This window comes from Pristimantibacillus sp. Z349TD_6, assembly GCF_056173205.1.
The window spans coordinates 5,739,165-5,759,871 of record NZ_CM149662.1 but is presented as its reverse complement, the minus strand read 5'-3'; the positions used below and the strand labels follow the sequence as shown (position 1 = coordinate 5,759,871).

The 20,707-nt window shown below is 45.9% G+C and carries 18 protein-coding genes and 1 pseudogene; 16 read left to right on the top strand and 3 right to left on the bottom strand.

The genetic code is table 11. The features are described 5' to 3' along the window. Positions 1-13: 13 nt before the first annotated feature. The 4 genes from AC0VYE_RS25140 (at position 14) to rbsK (ending at position 3,522) form a co-directional block, all read left to right on the top strand. Positions 14-1,030: a glycoside hydrolase family protein gene (locus tag AC0VYE_RS25140; protein WP_475443249.1), complete on the top strand. Its 1,017-nt coding sequence runs from the start codon at positions 14-16 to the stop codon at positions 1,028-1,030. A 12-nt stretch (positions 1,031-1,042) separates the two neighbouring features. Then, positions 1,043-1,594: a hypothetical protein gene (locus AC0VYE_RS25135; protein WP_475443248.1), complete on the top strand. Its 552-nt coding sequence runs from the start codon at positions 1,043-1,045 to the stop codon at positions 1,592-1,594. A 69-nt stretch (positions 1,595-1,663) separates the two neighbouring features. Beyond that, positions 1,664-2,554, top strand: coding sequence for a nucleoside hydrolase (locus AC0VYE_RS25130; protein ID WP_475443247.1), 891 nt, complete (start codon positions 1,664-1,666; stop codon positions 2,552-2,554). Further along, positions 2,554-3,522 carry a ribokinase gene (gene rbsK / locus AC0VYE_RS25125; RefSeq protein ID WP_475443246.1) on the top strand — a complete coding sequence of 323 codons (969 nt, stop codon included), beginning with the start codon at positions 2,554-2,556 and terminating at the stop codon, positions 3,520-3,522. Before AC0VYE_RS25130 ends, rbsK begins: the two co-directional genes overlap by 1 nt. Before the next feature lie 88 nt (positions 3,523-3,610). Here rbsK and AC0VYE_RS25120 read toward each other — a convergent pair. Then, positions 3,611-4,219: pseudogene (locus AC0VYE_RS25120) on the bottom strand (SpoVR family protein); the annotation flags it as partial. 1,146 nt (positions 4,220-5,365) lie between these two features. Between AC0VYE_RS25120 and AC0VYE_RS25115 the strand changes: the two are divergent. The 7 genes from AC0VYE_RS25115 to AC0VYE_RS25085 all read left to right on the top strand — a co-directional run bounded on the left by AC0VYE_RS25115 (position 5,366) and on the right by AC0VYE_RS25085 (position 11,184). Then, positions 5,366-6,523: a nucleotidyltransferase domain-containing protein gene (locus AC0VYE_RS25115; protein WP_475443245.1), complete on the top strand. Its 1,158-nt coding sequence runs from the start codon at positions 5,366-5,368 to the stop codon at positions 6,521-6,523. Positions 6,524-6,659: 136 nt separating this feature from the next. Then, positions 6,660-6,806, top strand: coding sequence for a hypothetical protein (locus tag AC0VYE_RS25110; RefSeq protein ID WP_179089784.1), 147 nt, complete (start codon positions 6,660-6,662; stop codon positions 6,804-6,806). Between the two features lie 101 nt (positions 6,807-6,907). Then, complete coding sequence (locus tag AC0VYE_RS25105; protein ID WP_475443244.1) at positions 6,908-7,702, top strand: hypothetical protein; 795 nt, start codon at positions 6,908-6,910, stop codon at positions 7,700-7,702. Then, positions 7,699-7,977 carry a PqqD family protein gene (locus AC0VYE_RS25100; RefSeq protein ID WP_475443243.1) on the top strand — a complete coding sequence of 93 codons (279 nt, stop codon included), beginning with the start codon at positions 7,699-7,701 and terminating at the stop codon, positions 7,975-7,977. The genes AC0VYE_RS25105 and AC0VYE_RS25100 overlap by 4 nt, the downstream gene beginning before the upstream one ends. Next, positions 7,970-8,413, top strand: a complete 444-nt coding sequence (locus AC0VYE_RS25095) for a S24/S26 family peptidase (protein ID WP_475443242.1) — start codon at positions 7,970-7,972, stop codon at positions 8,411-8,413. Before AC0VYE_RS25100 ends, AC0VYE_RS25095 begins: the two co-directional genes overlap by 8 nt. 37 nt (positions 8,414-8,450) lie before the next feature. Then, the gene (locus AC0VYE_RS25090; RefSeq protein WP_475443241.1) at positions 8,451-10,685 is read left to right on the top strand and encodes an ABC transporter ATP-binding protein; all 2,235 of its coding nucleotides are present in this window, start codon (positions 8,451-8,453) and stop codon (positions 10,683-10,685) included. A 1-nt stretch (position 10,686) separates the two neighbouring features. Beyond that, on the top strand, positions 10,687-11,184 hold the full coding sequence (locus tag AC0VYE_RS25085) for a DUF1854 domain-containing protein (protein ID WP_475443240.1): 498 nt from the start codon (positions 10,687-10,689) through the stop codon (positions 11,182-11,184). 306 nt (positions 11,185-11,490) lie between these two features. On the opposite strand, the gene AC0VYE_RS25080 is transcribed toward AC0VYE_RS25085, so the two are convergent. Beyond that, positions 11,491-12,459, bottom strand: coding sequence for a metallophosphoesterase family protein (locus AC0VYE_RS25080; RefSeq protein ID WP_475443239.1), 969 nt, complete (start codon positions 12,457-12,459; stop codon positions 11,491-11,493). Next, positions 12,452-13,354, bottom strand: a complete 903-nt coding sequence (locus AC0VYE_RS25075; protein ID WP_475443238.1) for an alkaline phosphatase family protein — start codon at positions 13,352-13,354, stop codon at positions 12,452-12,454. The genes AC0VYE_RS25080 and AC0VYE_RS25075 overlap by 8 nt, the downstream gene beginning before the upstream one ends. A 239-nt stretch (positions 13,355-13,593) precedes the next feature. On the opposite strand from AC0VYE_RS25075, the gene AC0VYE_RS25070 reads away from it, so the two are divergent. The 5 genes from AC0VYE_RS25070 (at position 13,594) to AC0VYE_RS25050 (ending at position 20,594) form a co-directional block, all read left to right on the top strand. Then, positions 13,594-14,559, top strand: coding sequence for an ABC transporter permease (locus tag AC0VYE_RS25070; protein WP_475443237.1), 966 nt, complete (start codon positions 13,594-13,596; stop codon positions 14,557-14,559). Positions 14,560-14,596: 37 nt separating this feature from the next. Continuing rightward, the gene (locus AC0VYE_RS25065; RefSeq protein ID WP_076267726.1) at positions 14,597-15,487 is read left to right on the top strand and encodes a carbohydrate ABC transporter permease; all 891 of its coding nucleotides are present in this window, start codon (positions 14,597-14,599) and stop codon (positions 15,485-15,487) included. A gap of 53 nt (positions 15,488-15,540) precedes the next feature. Then, positions 15,541-17,064, top strand: a complete 1,524-nt coding sequence (locus AC0VYE_RS25060) for an ABC transporter substrate-binding protein (RefSeq protein ID WP_076267772.1) — start codon at positions 15,541-15,543, stop codon at positions 17,062-17,064. Between the two features lie 119 nt (positions 17,065-17,183). Then, complete coding sequence (locus AC0VYE_RS25055; RefSeq protein WP_475443236.1) at positions 17,184-18,911, top strand: histidine kinase; 1,728 nt, start codon at positions 17,184-17,186, stop codon at positions 18,909-18,911. 78 nt (positions 18,912-18,989) lie between these two features. Next, positions 18,990-20,594, top strand: a complete 1,605-nt coding sequence (locus tag AC0VYE_RS25050; RefSeq protein ID WP_475443235.1) for a response regulator transcription factor — start codon at positions 18,990-18,992, stop codon at positions 20,592-20,594. Positions 20,595-20,707: the final 113 nt, after the last annotated feature.

Genomic DNA, 20,707 nt, shown 5'->3' with positions numbered 1-20,707 from the left:
TGGAGGGAAATCGATGCCTAAAGCTGGGGTATATCAAATGTTCGATGAGGTGGAGGGGATATATAATTATTGCCCTTCGCCTGTGTGTACCGATGAGGAAACGATGTATATTTTCTTTTGTGCCAATACGTGGCCAGGCCTTGTTATCGATGATATTTATGCGCGAAAAGGCAAGCTTGTGGACGGTACGTGGCAATTCGGGGACAAGTTCCGCGTGCTTGAGCCTTCTCGGCTGGGATGGGATAACATCCATGTATGCGATCCCGATGTCATCCAAGGGGAATTTCGGTATCAGGGTGAAACCTACCCATGGATGATGGTTTTCTTAGGCTGCGATATCCATTACAGCTACCATAACCAAATCGGGATCGCTTTTGCCAAGGAGATCGAAGGGCCTTATGTCAAATATGATGGCAACCCCATCGTGAACTATGAAGAGGTATTTCATTGGGGTGCGGGGCAGCCCTGCGTAATATCGCTGGATGGCAAAGGGAAATTCCGCATGCTGTATACGCAATCCGTACATGAGTACGAGAGGCGCCTGACCGGAACGAGAACTTTTTGGCGAGACTTTGACCTCTCGGATGCGGACCATCCGATCATAACGGAGGAAGTAGCGATGCATGAGGGAGGGATAACGAACAAGGATAAGGAAGGTGTGGTAGCCGTATTTAACCCGTCGCTCATGTGGGACCGGCAGCAGGATCTGTACTATTTGACGAGGGAAGGTACGCCCTTCGACCGCGAGCGCGTTCCTGGCTTTATCTCCTCCTATTCTCAGGTTTGTGTAATTTCCAGACAAAGCTTTGAGCGGAATGAAGGCGGCTGGCAGGTTCTGTACAACATTGATCAAGGAGATACGGGTTTTCCTCGCAATCATAATGCAGGTTTAATCAAAGACGCATTCGGCTGGCAGCCGCAGGGCAGAAAGCCTCAAGCGGCAGTTACTGTCTCCGAACTCATGGATCAAGGCTTTTTATGGACGTATAGAATCTATCATACGGAGATTCAAGTAGAGGAACAGTCATGAGGAGGAACGGCCATGTCTAGAACCTATGTGCTTCAATCGCCGGGAATCGCGATAGCTGCGGCAAGAATGAAGGCGGATGTCAATTATATCGGCATCGCTGACCAGGAGCTGGTAAGCGAGCTTGCGCATAATCATGTGTTTCTTTGCGAGGCATGGGAGCAAGGCCCGATAACGGAACGCAGGCTGCAGCGCTTATATCACCGGCTGATGCCAGGAGATTCGTTGTTTATGGAAACAAACCTGCCGGAGCCGTTACTGATAAAGGCGCTAAGATATGCCAAGGAAGCCGGCGCGACAACTGTGCTCGTATACATGAGGCCTGACCTGAATAAATATGCCATAGTCAGTTCGCAAGCGGACATTCTTATCGTACCGGAGAGCAATGAAAATATGGCGGCTAATCGGGTCATTACGTTTGGTGAGCATGAGCATGCGGAGGCACTGGCCGGAGCGTTTGCTTTGGCGCTGATGAACGGTTTGGATGAGAAACAGGCCGAGGCATTTTATCGGAGGGCGGCATTATCGAGGGAGCTGCCTTGGTATGATGAAGTTGCTTACGGATAAATAGCAGAATAATGATGAGATTTAGGAGGATTCTACATGACAACATTTCCGGTAATTTCGCCCGAAGAGATGGTTAAGCGCCTGGCGCATCCCGGTAGACAAATAAGAATGGTGCTGGATACGGACACCTTTAATGAAATAGATGATCAATTCGCCGTTACGTATGCGCTGCTGTCCGCTGACAATATGATCGTGGAAGCCTTTTATGCGGCGCCATTTTTTAATGAGCTGTCTACCGGTCCAGCAGATGGCATGGAGAAGAGCTATCAAGAGATTCTGAAAATCAGGCGCATATTGGGAAGAGAGGATGTACCGGTGTTTCACGGCGCGACCTCCTTTCAGCCCGCTGCCGCTGTGCCTGTCGACAGCGAAGCGGCACGGGATTTGGTGAAGCGGGCGATGGCGAGCGATCCTTCCGATCCGCTGTACGTGGTCGGCATTGCAGCGATTACGAATGTCGCGGCGGCCCTGCTCCTAGAGCCGGCCATTATCGAACGCATTGTCGTCGTATGGCTTGGGGGCAATGCGCTGCACTGGCCCGATACAAGGGAGTTTAATCTGCAGCAGGACATTCATGCCTCTCGCCTGATGTTCAATAGCGGCGTGCCGCTCATCTTAATGCCGTGTCTTGGTGTAGCCACGCATCTTCAAACCTCGCTCTCCGAGCTTCGGGATTACGTGAAGGGGCAAGGAGAGATCGGCGACTATCTATATGAGACGTATGAGAATTGCTCCTCCGACCATTTTGGCTATTCGAGAGTCATTTGGGATATCGCGGTCATCGCTTGGCTGAACAACCCCGAATGGTGTTGGAGCACACTGGTTCACAGCCCGCGCTTATCCGATGATTTCCGCTGGAGCGTGGATACGAACCGCCACTTTATCCGCTGCGTCCATTTTATCCGGAGGGATGACGTATTCCGGGATCTGTTCTGTAAAATTCAGGAAAGTGCCCGTTAATGATGGAGCAGATAAGCCTGAGAAGGGCGCCGCGTATCGTCATTGTCGGCAGCCTGAATATGGATCTGGTCGTGAGCGCAGAGCGAATGCCTCGAATAGGAGAGACGATACCCGGAAGCTCCATCCATTATGTTGCCGGGGGAAAAGGAGCTAATCAGGCGGTTGGCTGCGCTAGACTCGGAGCGGATGTGCAGATGGTTGGAGCTGTCGGTAATGATGTTTTCGGGCAGCGTATTCTTAGTGAAATGAGGCAAAGCGGCGTAAACACCGATGCCATTGACATACTGGAAGATAAGGCGACTGGAATCGCCGCGATTACCCGGACGTTAGACGATAACTCGATCATTATTGTGCCTGGGGCAAATGCCGAGCTGACCGCGGAACGGGTGAGGCAGTACCGGTCTGTGATTGAACAGGCGGACCTGCTTTTAGTACAGCTGGAGATTCCGCTCGATGCTGTGAAGGAGGCGCTGCAATTGGCGCGGGAAGCAGGAGTGGCGACGGTTCTCAATCCGGCGCCTGCGCAGCAGCTGCCAACCGCTATATTGCAGCTGGCCGATTATATTACACCGAATGAAACGGAATTTGCTCAGCTGGCGGAGTATGCGGAAGCAGCTGGGGAGAATGTCTGGATCGCAGCATTAGCGGCCTGGGAGAAGACGTTTGCCCAAAAGGTTGTTTTGACGCGAGGCAAGCAGGGGGCTGCTATTATGCTAAATGGGCAATTGCATACCGTGCAGGCTCCGCTCGTCGAGGTGGTAGACACAACTGGAGCGGGAGACTGCTTGAATGCGGCATTTGTCTTTGGCTTGGCTTCTGGGTGGGATACTGTAAAGTCTCTTCGCCTAGCGGTAAAAGCAGCATCGATTTCGGTAAGGCGATTCGGCGCTCAAGCAGGCATGCCGACCATGGCCGAGATCGAAAGCGCAGTGGATGAAGGGGAGAGCAGCATCACTTCATTGTTGTAAGTCTATAGGGGCGGGGAGTCAGGCAGTTCCTGATTCTCCGCCCCTAGCTATGCGTTTAATATTACTAACGGTTAAGGTGCATTTCCTGAAAGAGCAACTCATCACGAAGCATAGACAGAATATCACGCTGCCAATCCTGTAGGGTCGGGGAGTATTCTTCTATGAACCAGATGACAACTTTTTCTGGGCGAGGCGGGAACCGCTTTGCGTCAGCGGCCTGCGATTGAGCGGCTGATGCGGCGGCAGCCGTCCGATCCGGGTCCAGATTCCACAGGTCATCGTAAGAGGAGGTAGGGATTTTCCACTCCGAGCGCTCGCTGTCCTTTTGCACCATTTCGATATAACGTTTCTTATCCAATTGATAGGGCTTAATGAGCGTCGGATCGACATGCTCTTGAATAGCAAGAATGGCATCAATAAACTTCTCGACCGCCTCCGTGCCATGATCCATTTCATATTGATGAATGCGGTCGGCTGTAGCAGACATGCTCTCGACCATATTGCGATTGGTAACGCCAAAGCGAGCATTGTTTTTGAAAAAATCACAGTGAGCGAGCACATGGGCGACGATGAGCTTATTTTGAATTAAAGAATTGCCTTCAAGCAGGAAAGCGTAGCAGGGATTGGAGTTAATAACGAGCTCGTAAATTTTACTCAAGCCGAAGTCGTATTGGAGCTTCATTTTGTTGAAGATTTTATCAAGTAACAATAAATATGAAAAAATATAACCATTAATAAGTGATGGTATTCACCTCTAACGAGAATTTGATCATGGTCATCTGAACAAGAATCGAACATTTACAATGATAATAGGATTATGCTGAGTTTAAGAAAGAGGCTTTTTATAAGAGGGATTGATGATTGATGATGAAAGGCTCAAGCATGTATAATGCTTGAGCCTTTTTGTTTTTTTATTTATCTTCCTTCCATCAAATGGATATGTAATTCGGAGTGAACATGAGTTGGGCGTATCATCCTATTAACTAGGGGTATAACGTAATTGAGAAGTTAATAAAGGAACAGTCAGATGGCAGAAAAAACCTTGATTCATAAAGGCTCTTCTGTCTTTATTCTATGAAATGGAGACAAATATTTAAGCGAAAGAAGATAATATTAATCCTCTTAGCTTAACTTCTTAAAGAAATTGTTGGAAATAGTCTCTTTAAGATACAGCAGAACTACATCTAACAGAAGTATTATCTTGACACAAATACTGAATAAGCAGGGATTTCGCGCTTGTTCTTTTTTTTGCCATATAAAATTTATAGAGTGACTTAACAGTCTCTTTCAAACGCTTTTGGATTTATAGTATAGGCTCGTCTTAAATTAGGCAGATTGCAGAGCGATATATACAACTCTTTAGTAGTGACTTGACGAATTCCCTAGAAATATACCAAAACCAACTAAATAATGAGAAATATCGTAACAAAAAAGATAATGATTTCTATGGTATCGAATATCAGAAGTAGAAGATGAGATTAATTCAGAAGAGTTAAAAAAATAATTTATGTTCGTGAAATATGGGAGGGAAGCCATTATGATTTATCTTTTATCCTTTTGTCTAAAGATAATGGAACTACGTGGCGTATAGAGCAAAAAATAGGTGATCGGAATTAGAAGACTGTCTAGAAAGGCTGATTGCCTTTTTTGGATGGTCTTTTCGTTTTATAGGTGGTGAAATGCTATTACTGCGCGTTGAAGACAGGCGCTTTATCTTTGCACCGGATAACCGATTTATCTTCGAAGATTAGAAAAATTTCTCAATTGGCTTCATACGCATACCCCCACAAACGACATTATAAATCCGAAACTAGTTTATTAACGAAAGTGAAGGGAGCGGCTCATGAAACACTCGAAAGCGGTAACGCTTATAAGCCGAATCTACCAAAACCAACATCCGTTATTTGATTCCGAGGAGACGGCTAAAGCAGCAATTGACGATATCGATATTTTCCAAGTCGCTCCCCAAGTTTATTATTTATTGAAGAGCAGCGGCTTATTGGAAGCGGTGCCTTCCGAGCACCTAAGCAGGCTTAAATCGGGTGTGGATGCTGTTTTGTTTCAAAACATGCTGATCCGCTCCGAGATGTACAAGCTTCTTGATGTGTTTGAGCGTTCAGGAATTCAAGTGATCGTGCTGAAAGGTATTAGGTTGTCTGAACGTTTTTTTGGACATTTTTCGGGCAGGGGAACATCCGATATCGATCTGCTTGTACGTCCAGAAGATTTGGATAAGGCGGTTGCCCTATTGGAGCGCCATGAGTTTATCCGGTATATAGAAGACGATGCGGATCATTTCCATATGCTGTTGAATAAATTTTATGCGAATGAGGATTTCCCGCTGCTCGGGGTGGAGCTGCATTGGAATATTTTGCGCGAACATGTCTCGGGTACGGATATGAGCTGCTTTTGGATGGATGCAGAACCAATTTCTCCCTATCAATTGGTGAAGGAGCTTTCGGCCAAGGACACCTTTTACTACCTATGCCTTCATGGCTATAACCATAATATGTTATCACTGAAGTACGTTATCGATATTTTGCACGTCCTGAGATGCTGCAGCGCAGAAATAGACTACGGCCAGCTCTTTGCACAGGCAAAGAGCGATGGGAACTATGCCAAAGTACTAATTGCGCTGACAATTGTCTATGACTTGTTTCCCGAGCTGCATGAAACCAAGCCGCTAAACGTACGGAGACGCTGGCCGCTTTGGAATATCGAACTGATGCGAAATGCCCAATTCGGGATCAGAAACTGGCGATTTTATGGCTTCCATCTGTTTTCTGCCTTCGTCGCCTATGATTCGGTTAAACAACAGTGGGCGCATCTGCGTTATTTACTGCTGCCGCCAAGAGATTATGCCTTGGACCTATTAAAGTATGCCAATAGATCAGATGTCCCGGATTCGAATGCGCCGATGGGCAAAATCTATGCCAAAATCTATAAGAGAAGACTACAATTTTGGATTCGAACCATTCGTGCCAAACAAAAGAAGAATTAAATCAAATATTCTCGTTTTATATATACAAAAAGCAGGTATTAATACATTTTATCGTAGTATTATTTTACTAAATTTCATAAATATCATTGACTATAACTATAATATGACATAAATTCCTTGAAAGGAGGTGAACGAAATGAAAAAATATGAAGCTCCTAAAGTACTTACGCAGCATACTGTCGAATTTGGAACAGCGAGACCAAGCGATAAAGTCGGTGGCTACGAATGGTGCCAAAAACGTAATTTTAAACCTATGTTTTGCAGGCATTTTATCGGAGGTTAACTAGAAAGCAATGATAGATTTTATCTGAGAAGCGGAGCTAACGATCGAGTTTGCTCCCTTTTTATTCTCAGGTATAACTTCTGAAGAACGGGCGGTGCATAATGACGTACACATTGCATACACAGGTCGGCAGGAGTTCGATCGATTTTCAAATTCAAACTACCTTTTTATATGATGAATTAACCGCGCGTTTTCGTTCCTTTGAAGCAAGCAGAAATCTTGAAGCGCCTGACATTCAGGTGGAGGTCTATGACTTTTACGGGAAACCTTTCGACGACGGTCCTGTCAAGATTCAAGAGAACGGCGGCGAATATGTCTATATCCGTGCGGACTATAAGCTGGTGACAACACCTGATTACAGCCAGGCAAAAATTTATGTTCACGATGACCTTGCACTCAAGCACGCCTTAATCAATCTCTACAGCGCCTGGCTGATCCATCGGCGTGCAGGGCTGCTCATCCATTCGTCATGCGTGGTGGAGGATGACCGCGCTTGGATGTTCGCCGGGCCATCAGGAGCAGGCAAGTCGACGGTAGCTGATCTTTCCGTTCCCCGTCCTATTCTTTCCGATGAGGCTACGCTCCTATTGTTTGAGCCGGATGGTTCGATTACAATCCACGATTCCCCATTTCGGAGTGAAATGGAAGAAGCATGCGAGCTACCAAGCAGTCCCTTGGCAGGCATTCATTTTCTGATCCAATCGCAGGATGTAAGGCGGGTAGGTATCCGCAAAGGCGACGCGCTGATTTCACTTCTGGATAAGGTTTTTTATTGGGAGCATAACAAGCAGGAAACGGCAAAGATGATTGCGCTTTGCAAGCAGGCGGTAGAAGGCGTACCGGCTTATGAACTATATTTTCAGAAAAACGATACCTTTTGGGGAGTGATATCATGACGATACTGGCAGACCAAACACTGCTGAGACGGGAAAATATCGAGACGGCTGAGCTGGATGGCGAGTGGCTGCTGCTGAACATCGACACCCACGCCATCACGAAAGTGAACGAGCTTGGAGGTTATATTTGGTCGATTCTTCCCGAATTTCCAACTGTCGCGGAGCTGGCCAAAAAAGTACATACCGAATACGGCGTTGAGATGGAAGTTGTCCTCGTTGACGTTCAGGCGTTTGTTGAAATGCTGATTGAGGCTGGACTGCTAATAAATGCATGATTTGACGCAAGTTATGTCAGCAGTAATCCAGCGAACCGGAAAGATCGAGCTGCCCTCTGCGGGTATCAGCATGTATCCCTTGATCAAGGAAGGAAACGTAAGCACTTTCTTGTCCGTGCAACGGGAAAAATTGAAACTTGGCGATATCTGTTTATTTGTTACGGACCAAGGTGCGTTGATCGGACACCGGCTGTACGCCGTAAAGCAGGACGGCTCAAAGGAATTATTTATCTTCAAGGGAGATACATGCTATGAGCCGGATGATCCCGTACCGTTCACAAGCATTCTGGGACGATGGTCCGGCGTTCGCCGTAACAACCATTTTCAAGCCGCGAATCATTGGAGATCCATGCTGCTTGCTGTACTGGCTTTGCGTGTACCTAAATGGCACAAAGTGATTCGATGGTGCGCAGTAAAAAACGAGCGTTCTATGTAACTGCCGGAGAGTGGCATTGACAAAGGAGTATTTTAAATTGAAAACGGAGAATGCGAAGCGGGAAGCTGGTAAACTTGTTAACGGCGTCGCAGTCGAACAACAGGATACGGAGAATCCATGGCTCCGTTTAAGGGCGGATGTGGATTTCACCCTACGACGATTTAGGCATTACGAGGTTTTTTTCAAGACTTTAACCATGGAAATGGTGGACGGGCAAGGGAAAACCATCATGACCTTCCATAAGAATAACATGATCGATGTATCCGTTCGCGAGGCTTTCGGCGGAGCATCGTTTTTTATTATAACCGGTGATGGCGAGATAGAAGCTGCGAGATTCTCACTTCCGTACATCGAGCCTTTTCGACAGGCAATTCCCGCGATAAGGAACTGGTTGGCGGAAGGGGACGAAACTGGAGGTCTTACCCTCCCAGCTCTAGAAGAAAGTACGGAAACGTATAGATGCTCAAAATGCGACAAAACCGTCTCTCCCGGAACAAGCAAGTGTTTAAATTGTAGCAGCAAATGGTACATGCTGCGCAGGTTGGCGGCTTATTGTACCCCGTACCGAAGCCCCATGCTGGTAAGTGCGCTGCTGCTTGTTTTATCCGTATTTATTGAAGTGATCCCACCCTATTTGATCAAAATGATTGTGGATGAAGTGGCCAAACCGTCTGGAAGCTTGAATATGCTTTTTGCCTTGGCAAGCGGTTTGGCCCTTGTACAGGTGTTATCTGCGGCGATGCAAGTCATTCGAAGCTACCTTGGCGTTCGAATAGGCGGGAAACTGGTAGGGGAGATCCGCCGGGATATGTTCGGCGCTTTGATGAAGCTTTCGATGCGCTTCTTCGATCACCGCCAGGTCTCTCAATTTATCGGCCGCATCCAGGATGATACCGATGAATTAAAAGAGTTTTTGACGAACGGCATGGTGTATCTAATCACGCAGATGCTGCTGGCCGTAGGCATCTTGTTTATGCTATTCCATCTGAATTGGCAGCTGGCAGCGATGATTCTGATCCCGACTCCATTCTTGTTTGCCGGATTCTATTGGCTGTGGAAGAGGCTGAGCTCACTTTGGTATTCGCAATGGCAATCCGCTTTGCATGTCAACAATGTGATTGGCGAAGCGCTACAAGGCATTCGAGTCATTAAAGCCTTTGCGCAGGAAAATGCCGAGAAAAACCGTTTTGACAAGGTGAATAATCAATGGATCAATCGCACGATTTCCTTTGGCAATCTTTGGCTTGGCGTATCTCCGATTTTTACGGTACTGACGGCTGTGTTCGGCATCGCTGTTTGGTATTTGGGAGGACGTTCGGTCATGTCCGGCACCATGTCTATTGGAACATTGACCGCCTTTACGACCTATTTGCTCATGTTCTTCGGGCCTGTTCAAGCCTCCGGGCAGCTATTAAGCTGGCTCAACCGCTCGCTTGGCTCGGCCGAACGGATTCTCGAAATCATCGATGCCAAGGTTGATGTCCCTGATAAACGGGATGCGGTGGAGCTTTCTTCCGTTTCTGGCGAGATCCGCTTTCATGGTGTACGATACGGGTATGAAGTGGAACGACCGGTGCTAAAAGATATTAACCTCACCATACGTCCCGGTGAAATGATCGGGCTGGTTGGCCGCTCCGGTGCAGGGAAAACGACTCTCATAAACATGATTTGCCGATTTTATGACCCGAATGCCGGAAGCGTTGCGCTTGACGGGCACGACTTGAGAGATATCCGGCAGGAGAGTCTCCGGAAGCATATTGGCGTCGTGCTTCAGGAAACGTTTTTGTTCGATGGTACGATTGCTGAGAACATAGCCTACGGCCGTCCGGATAGTCCGCCGGAGACCATTATCGCAGCTGCCCATGCCGCGAATGCCCATGATTTTATTTGTCGTCTGCCGGAAGGCTACGATACGCGCGTCGGGGAACGCGGACACCGCTTATCTGGCGGGGAGAAACAGCGTATCGCAATTGCGAGAGCGCTGCTGCTTGATCCGGAGATTTTGATCTTAGATGAAGCGACGGCATCTGTTGATACGGAGACGGAACGGCTCATTCAAGAAGCGTTAAGCCGCTTAATCCGGGGAAGAACCACCATCGCGATTGCCCATCGCTTATCCACTTTACGTCATGCAGACAGGCTTGTAGTCCTCGACCAAGGCCGCATTGTTGAAATGGGGACGCATGAAGAGCTTTACGCGAAACAAATGCATTATTATCGTTTGGTCGAATCGCAAAAACAAACAGCGAAAATACCATCGGAGGTCGGATAAGATGAACCCGTTATTCTTTTTAAGCCGCTCTGAGCCGAGTCAAATCCGTTTGTTCCGATCTTCTGACGGTATTTTGCATTTGGAGCAGGAAGGTAAAGGTTTTGCCCGCGTAACACTTATTCGCAGTTTTCCATATACACTGCCCGATAGGTTCATCTCGGTTCGCTCGGCGGAAGGGCTTGAAATTGCAATGATACAGGATGTGAAGCTTCTCGCGGAAGATAGCTTTCAGGCGGTACAAGAAGAGCTTGACCGAAGTTATATGATTCCTGTCATTACACAAATCCTGACCGTTAGAAAAAGAGGCAGCGAGTGGTATTTGCAGGTCGATACGAATTATGGCCCGGCAGCATTGGTCATGGATAACCTTCATGAAAATATCCAACCCGTAACGGAAAGCCGCTGGATGGTAACGGACAATGAAGAACGCCGCTTCGAGCTGTCCGATCCGGAGCTGATGGATGCCCGAAGCCGTGAATATTGGAAGAAGCTGATCTGATTAACGGTTTGTAAAAGTCAGGAGGTATTCGTTTGGAATACAAAGGGTCATCCGCTTATGAAAACACTGATTTTTTTGTTAACTACCTTATCAAATAACAATAAATATGAAAAACATACTTTTAGATTTGAGAATTGGTCGCAGTTGTCAGAGCAAGAGTGATGTTCAGTCGGATGCTGAAGGTATTTCTTTGAAATTCCTGCAGCGATTGGTTTGAGCAGTTGAATCGGCCACTCTTTATATAAATTGAAACTATCGTTAATGATTATAAATACATAAAGTAGCTTCTTTTCGAATCGGTGCTGCTTATGTCAAGTAAATAGCAACATTCTCCGGTGTACGTCCCTCAGGCTCATGCTTAGGCTGCTCTGACAGCACCGTTCCATCCTCTAAGTGCAGCCAAGTATCGAAGCTTCGTTCTCCTTCTTTCAAGGAAATGACCCTCGCTCCTGTTAAAAAGGGCCGATCCAGGTATGCGTTTCGGGTCGTGCGGCCATAGCAAAGACGGATGCCATGCCAATCGCCCCAGAAATCGTGGCCGTGGTCATGGCCAGCGAAGGTACCCATGACATCGCCCATCTCGATCATAGCTGCGAAGAAGCCGGAATTCACCCAAGGCGCGCAGCAGAAAGGAGCATTACGCTCTCCGTAGCAAACACCGAAGTCCCATACATCGTTATATTCAGGGAGCGGTATGTGAAAAAAGGCGAGGGAGGGCAGTGGCGTTCCGCCATTGCTTCCGGTAAGGCGATAGGACTCGCGTGTGTACCAATCAATCTGATCACGGCGAATCCAATCATAATAGCCCATTCTGCTATATTCCAGCGGAGAGTAGCTGCCTGAATCCAGAAAATAAAGGGCTGCGGCCGTTTCGCGCTCTTTACCTTCTACAGTAAGGACATAATTACCGGAGCCATGAATGCCAGGTGGGTCAGGCTTAGCATAATTATGCGGGTAGGTTAGCTGCAGCGCATGAAGCTGCTCCCGCGTGACGGTTCCTTCCGTATCGTGGTTGCCGAACACAGCAGCCCAAGGGATGTTCAAGCTCTCAGGCACGGAGCAAGCGCGTCGAAATGCGACTACCGGGTTAGGGTGACCAGCTGAAGCAATGATATCTCCTGTGTAGACGACCAGATCAGGCTGCTCGTCTTTCAAGATACCTAGCATCATAGCTTCCATCCTTTGTTCTTCCGCTTCGTATGAAGAAAATTCGGGATCTGTGAACTGCACAATTTTGAAGCTCCCATCTTCTCGAAACCGCAGCGACTTAGCCATTGTGGGACTCCTCGGCGGCAGCTGTTTTGCTATCGACGATAGTAATGCTCTTGGATGCCCATGTGTTATCAAGCAATCCCTCTGGTAAGCGAGCATCCCATTGCTGAGTCAAGGTTAATCCTAGCGCAAGTGCAGCAATTGCAGCTGTATCTGTTATGGATACAGGTCCTTTTAGAAGACCGCTATTAATCCCAGGTCCTATACACCCCCAGAATACGTCACGGTCCATTGGATGGGCGCTGCCATGGCTGTATTTGTTATCACCGCCTCCGCCATGGTCAGTGAGAAGCACAACTAAGCTGTCTTCCATAAGACCTAACTTCTCTAATCGCTTCAACACACTGCCGATTAGTTCGTCACAAGTAGTTATCGCAGCTAAATACTCCGGACAATCATCTCCGTAGCCGTAACGGTGTCCAGAGCCATCCGGTTCATCCAGTTGTAAAAATAACAGACGAACGTCCTGATTCTCTTCCATGTAAACGAGAAGAGAAGAGACAAGCTCCGCATCCGGCAAAGAAACTTTATGTACGCCGAGATTATCTTCAATAATACCGGAGTTAATCGGACTCCAGCTGCTAAAGGAAGCAAGCTTAGCCTCTGGCTGTTGTTCTCTTACTAGTCGAAAGAGGGAAGGAAAGGGAGAATCACTCGGATAGGATAGTGTTGCCGCCTTCTCATTATTTAATTTATGCTTGTCAGGCTGTACCCCATGAAGCACAGATCCCCAACATTCTGCACTGATCGTCGGCATTTCCGCCTTCGCATCAAAGGTGTAGGCTCCACGTGGAAGCCAAGCATCTAGATTCGGTGTGTCTGCTTGCTGTACGAAATTACCCGCACCATCCATTCCAAGAATAAATACCCGCTGTACAGCCTTAGTTTGCTTCATCATCTTTCACTCCCTCATATTAAATCTCTCGTGAAGGATGTGTCTTCCATTAATAGGAAACGACACGACCAGTTCACGCTTTTAGCATAAGAGCACCCGTTGTAACCGTCAATATCCTAATTCATGCTCTGAGACAACTAGTCATTAGCGTGATAAAGATATGTCATTATTGTAGTAGTTCACATGATTAACAGCCCACTATAATGAGAGACAGAGAACGACAACATGAAAGGGTGAGCCTTATGACGGCGTTTGCATCAAACGATACATCCACAACGATGAGTAGCCGAATGCGAACATTCAAAAAAAAGATAAAGAAATACAGGGCTTTACTCATTATGATGGTCCCCGGGCTAGCGTACTTGATTTTAAACAATTATATTCCTATGTACGGAGTCATCTTAGCTTTCAAGGAACTGAACTATGTAGATGGCATTTGGGGCAGTCCTTGGGCTGGAATGTACAACTTTAAGTTTTTGTTTAGTTCTCCCGATGCTTTTCTGATAACGAGAAATACGATTATGTATAACGTCTTTTTCATCGTTGTGAATACCACTTTTGCGCTTCTTGCCGCACTGTTGGTCAACGAGATCAAAGATAAAGTCATCACCCGTTTTTACCAGAGTACGTTTTTGCTGCCACATATCATTTCAATGGTAGTTGTCGCTTATCTGGTATACAGCTTTTTAAATACCGATAGCGGGCTTATCAATAGACAGTTAGACAAATGGTTTAGCGCCGAGTTGATCTCTTGGTACAATGAGCCGGATTATTGGCCGTATATTTTGGTTATTGTGAATGCGTGGAAAAATGTCGGCTATTTGGCAATTATTTATTTTGCGGCCATTATCGGTATTGATAAGGAATTTTACGAAGCGGCAACCATCGACGGCGCTAACAAATGGAAACAGATGACTCGGATTACGATTCCACTCATCTCGCCAATGATTATCATCATGACGCTGCTAGCGATCAGTTCGATTATGCGTTCAGACTTCGGTCTATTCTATCAAGTACCGATGAACTCAGGTCCGTTAATGCCTACAACTAATACGATCGATACATTTGTTTACCGAGCAATGATTGAGCGTGGAGACATTGGAATGTCGACTGCCGCCGGTATTTATCAATCTGTTGTCTGCTTCTTCTTGATCTTAGGGGCAAACTTCGCAGTTCGCCGAATCAGCAAGGATGACGCGTTATTCTAATCGATAAAAATTCATAAAGAGAGGAGGCATCAAGCAGATGCCAGTTACATCACGTTTGCGATCTCCACTTATCCATCTGTTCTTTGTGCTCTTCAGCATAGCGTCACTATTCCCGTTCATTTTAGTATTCATGGTTTCCATTTCAGATGAGAGTTCTATTGCCCAGAACGGATACAGCTTAATTCCAAGCAAAATTAATTTCGCCTCTTATCAGTTCTTATTTAATGACTTTGGTCAGATTGCGAGATCTTATGGAGTAACCATTCTCGTAACTCTTATTGGAACAACGGTCAGCTTGTTTATAACGGCGCTCTTCGCTTATCCGTTATCACGCAAAGACTTGCCGCTGCGCCGCACGATGTCATTTCTTCTATTTTTCACGATGTTGTTTAGTGGAGGCATGGTGCCCTGGTATATCACCTATGTGACAATGATTGGGCTCAAAAACACACTGTTTGGCATGATTATACCCAATCTATTACTGAGTGCCTTTAACGTTTTGCTGATGCGTAGTTTTTTTGCCAACACGATACCAGAATCTATCGTTGAGTCAGGCACGATCGACGGGGCGAGCGAGCTGACAATCTTCATGAAGCTAGTGGTGCCGCTTTCAGCGCCAATTATGGCGACAGTCGCCCTCTTCAATTTGTTAGCTTATTGGAATGACTGGTACAACTGTATGCTGTTTATCGATAAACCAGATTTGATGAATATCCAGTACCTGATGACCAAGACGCTAAATAATGTACAGTTTCTAATTATGAAGGCGGATACATCCAGTCAGGTAGGCGAACTTCTCTCCAAAATGCCAACCGAAGGTGTTCGAATGGCACTCGCCATTATCGGCGTCGCGCCGCTCCTGGTCGCTTATCCATTCTTTCAAAAATTTTACATCAGCGGTATCACCAGCGGTGCGGTTAAAGGTTAAGAATACGCATCTAGGTTTCCGATAAAAACAAAGAGAAGAAGGGATTGGTTACGTTGAAGAAAAAGCTGCAAATCGGATTAACCCTGATCATCATTGTTATGCTTGTTCTGTCCGGATGCGCACAGAACAAAACAGGAGGTTCCAACACTCCAAAAGAAGATACGAATAACACACCATCCAATGAGACCGGTGGTGCTGCAAGTCTCAAGCCTTACAAAATTACATTGATTTATCCTGGTGCTGTGCCTAAGGATCTAAAGCTTGTTCAAGATGAAATGAGCAAATACTTAACAGAAAAAATCAACGCAACTATCGAATTGAAACCGATTGATTGGGGCTCTTGGACAGACAAGACTAACCTGATGAAAATTTCTGGCGAATCCTTTGATCTCATCTTTACTGCCGGATGGTTTGGTTATGGATTAGACGTATCCAAAGGACAATTTGTAGAACTGACAGATCTCATTGCAAAACACGGTAAAGATATCCCTGCCATTTTGGGCGATGATTTTATGAAAGGCGCACAAATTAGCAACAAGACTTATGGCGTTCCTACCAAAAAGGAATTCGCACAAGGTTTTGGTTTCCTTCTAAACAAAGAATTGGTTGATAAATATAAATTCAATACTGAAGGAGTTAAAACTCTGGAGGAAATGGAAGAAATGTTTAAAGTGATTAAAGAAAAAGAACAAGGTATAGTACCCGTTGTTAGTAATAAATTTGCAAACACTTGGGGAGCAGCTAATTACGATAGCAGTATAATTTCACGTGACAGCAAAGAGCTGAAAGCTATTGATATCCTAGAAGACCCTAAATTTATTGATTTTCTTAAGCGTATGAGACAATGGAATCTTAATGGTTGGTTCGATAAGGATGTTATGACTTCAGATTCAAGCGGTCAAGCAGAAAACATGATGAAAGCCGGCAAAGCCTTTGCAATCGGTTCATCATTGAAGCCTGGTAAAGATAAAGAAATGTCTGTAACAATGGGATTGCCGCTCGTACAAGTTGAGACAGCTCTACCTTATACAACAACAGGTGAAGCAAATGGAGCATTGCTATCGATTTCCCGTACTTCCAAGGATCCTGAGAGAGCAATGATGTTTCTTAATATGCTGTATACGGATGCTAAGCTTCTTAATATGCTGGATTGGGGAATTGAAGGTACGCACTATGTTAAAAAAGCAGACAACGTCATTGATTATCCAGAAGGCGTAACAGCTGAGACACAAGGATACCCGAGCCCAGGCGGTTGGATGTTCGGAAATCAGTTCATCTCATACCTGTGGGCAAACGAAGACGCTGACAAGTGGGAACAATTCGAGAAGTTCAACGAAAGTTCCGAACGCTCTATCGCTCTTGGCTTTACCTTCGATGAGGCACCAGTTAAGGCTGAGAAGGCTGCAGTCGGTAACGTAGATAAAGAGTTCCAGATGGTTCTGAACTCAGGCGCTGTCGATGATGTGGAAGGAACGATTGCCAAGTATAAAGCTAAGCGTAATGCTGCGGGATACCAGAAGATTTTGGAAGAACAGCAGCGACAGCTAGACGAGTGGGCCAAAGCGAATACGAAATAAGTTATATGCAGGAGTTGGAGAGTAAACCTCCAACTCCTCCTTCTTTTCCAACCTGATGAGATATGCCATAATAAAATGCAAAAGGTATACCGACATAAAGGAATAGGGGAAGAACTGCGATGAATCCTAAAGGCTCTTTGCGTTTCAAGTTAACGGTCGGCTTTATTACCATTACGTTGCCTCTAGTCTGTCTGCTGCTTTACAGTAATTACACGGCCTCCAATTCCGTACGAGAACAAGCGGCGGAGTCGAGCAAAAGTATGATCACATTATATTCTAACCAGATCCAGACTGCGCTTGGCATAGAAACTAATTTTCTATACGATTTAGCAACCGCGGATGTGGATATTCTGTCATTGAACAAGATGGTCTACAACTCTAATGAATATACATTGACCAAGATGCGAATCCTGAACAGCTTAAGCCGATATAATCGGTTTGACAGCACGGTAGATATTCAGTTCGCCTATTCTAACGCATATCTTGATCTGATTCATACCAATATCAAAACAGCTTCTTACGATGAAAATCTGGCCATCAAGCAAGGCCTTCAGGACTTGCTTGACACAGTAAAGCCTGGCAGCCCATTATTTTCAGGGTGGAGGGTAGTTAGCTCTGGTAACATACATGGCTTGGTACGCATTGTGGATTCGGGCACTGGTGTATACTTGGGAGCATGGGTTCGCCTTGAAAAGCTGATGATTCCTCTGGATCTGATTCAGCTTGGAAGAGAAGGCTTTGCTGCTCTTGCGGATAGTGAGGGGAAACTGATCACCGGAAGCTTCGATGTTGGCGGTTTCGCCGATCCTCCTCATATTGATTTCTACGAGAAATACCAGAGGATTATGGGAGAGAAAGATACCTACATTGTCGTCAGTAATCCAATAATCTCAACAGATGTTACGCTGGCTGCGTTCATTCCGGAGAAGCGAATGCTTCATAATCTTGCTCGTTTTCGTATGATTATTGCTTGGATTCCGGTATTTGCCGTTGTGCTGCTCTCTCTCTATTTGATTTATCTTAACGGTATTATTCTCAGGCCGATGAATGAATTAATAAAAGGCATGCGCACTCTCAAAAGAGGGGACTGGGCATATAGGCTGAACAATTCTCCTTCTAGGGAATTTTATATGGTCAATGAAACCTTCAATGACATGGCGCATCAAATTCAAAAACTGAAAATTAACGTTTATGAAGAGCATATTCGAGCTCATAAGGCGGAGCTTAAGCATTTACAGCTGCAAATTAATCCGCATTTCCTGCTCAACAGCATTAATGTGGTCTATAACCTTGCTCAGCTCAAAAATTATTCCGTCATTCAAGCGATGTGCCTTAATCTAGTGAAATACTTTCGCTTTACGACCAAAACGAGCAAGCAGTTTGTTACTCTCTCCGAAGAGATGGAACATATGGACAGTTATTTGCGTATTCAGCAGCTCCGCTTTCCCGAAAGGATAACCTATCGGTTTGTGATGGATGAGGACTCGAAGAAGGTACAGATTCCTCCCCTGATCGTGCAGCCTTTTATCGAGAATGCAATCAAATACGGTTTCGACTTCATGGATGATCCTTTTCATATTGAGATTCATTCCATAATAGATACCGATCAAAAACGTTGCCGCATTCGGATTGTTGACAACGGCAGTGGATTCTCGCAAGAGCTGCTGGACTCCTTACGGAGTGGTCGCTATTTCCATCAAACAAATGACCAGCATTTGGGCATCTGGAATAGCTATCATCGCTTGCAGCTTCTTTACGGCAACACCTTTCGCTTGGAATTCGATAATTGCACTGACTCCGGCGCTCTAATAGAGCTGGAGATTCCTGTCGAGGCTCCAGTAGATTAGGGTATAGTGTTGACTCGAATTATAATAGACAGGTTTTTGATTCCAATAGATTTATCATGATAGCAGGAGGCGAAGAGCTTGCAGGTTCTGATTGTTGATGATGAGATGTACTCCGTCATGGGGATAAAGGATGCAATCAACTGGGATACACTAGGTGTCTCTGCGGTATTCGATGCCTATAACATGAGGGAAGCTGTTAAGATCTTTCAGGAGCAAGAAATTCAAATCATGATTAGTGATATCGAAATGCCGAAAAACACAGGAATCGAATTGCTAGAGTGGGTAAACGAGAATTCCCCGAATACGGAGACGATCTTCTTGACGGCTCACGACGATTTTAGGTTTATGCAGCGGGCTGTTCAGCTCAGCAGCTTTGACTATATGATGAAGCCTGTGGAATATGAAGTCTTGGAAGAAGCAATCCGGAAAGCTATTCTTAGTGTGAATAAGAAGAGTGCAGAACTGGTACAGAGCGAACAATACAAGCCATATTATGAGTTGTGGAACAAAAAAAAGACGCTGCTTAGCGAACGCTTCTGGTACGATCTGCTGTCAGAACGTATTGTGGCTAGAGAGAATGACAACTGCAGCCTGCCAGCTGAGTACGGCATAATATTGAAGCCGGATGATCGACTGCTTCCAGTCATAGTCAGCGTAGAAAATTGGAAGCGGGAACTCAGCACGCGGGATGAGGAAGTGATGGAGTACGCCATTCGTCAATCATCCTCCGAGCTGTTGATTGCCGACTCACGAGGAGAGGTCGTTCAGACCAAGAACGGTGTCACGTTGGCTATCCTCTACTTCTCACCGGAAGAGGAGTTCACGCTTCGTGATCGTATCGGTGATAGATGCAATATGTATATTGATGCTTGCAGTCAATACTTAAACTGTACGGTATCCTGCTACATCGGTGAGCCTGTGAGACTGCATGAGCTAACGGTGATGTATAAGACGCTGTTGTCCATGGAGTACAATAATCTCAGTGAGTCGAATCAGCTTAACTGGCTTAGCAAGCAGAGTCCAGATCCTTTTCCAGATCCTTGCTTGCCTGACTTTACAGCTTGGGCGCTGCTGCTCGAAAACGGCAAAGAAAAAGAACTGGTTCAACAGCTGAGGAATAGTCTTCAGGAGCTGGCTTCGGATCGACGATTTGGTGCAAACGCGCTGCAAGCCTATTATCAGGGATTTCTGCAGATGATTCACTACCTGCTGCAGAAGAAAGGCCTCTCTGCCCATCAACTGCTTCAAGACACTAGCGTCCCTCAAATGAAAGCGCCTCCGCGTACGCTAGAGCAGATGGAAGAGTGGGGTATAAATCTGATTCAAAAGGTATATTGCTATCTCTTTCAGGAAGAGTCAGTCATTCCGCGTCTTAAAGCATTTATTGCTGATCATCTCAGGGAGAATATCACCCGGGAAATGCTCGCGGAATACGTTCATCTCAATCCTGCTTATCTCTCCCGTTTGTTTAAAAAGGAGGTAGGGATGAGTATTACAGATTATTTGCTTAACGAGAGGATGCGGATTGCCAAAGCGTTGATTGCCAGCTCGACAATGCCGATTTCAGAGATCGCTCAATCGATTGGATATAGTAACTTTTCCTACTTCTCTAAAATGTTCAAGCGTGTCTATCAAGCGAACCCCCAGCAGTTTAGGAAGCTTTCAGGCAGCTCGAATAGCTGAATTTTTTCGTTGTTTTTCATCGCCGCCCGATTAATTGGGCGGCTTTTTTTTGCCGCAGCTTATAGAAAGCAATGAAGTCACCAGTTTGTTAGTAGATAGTCACTATTCTGGTA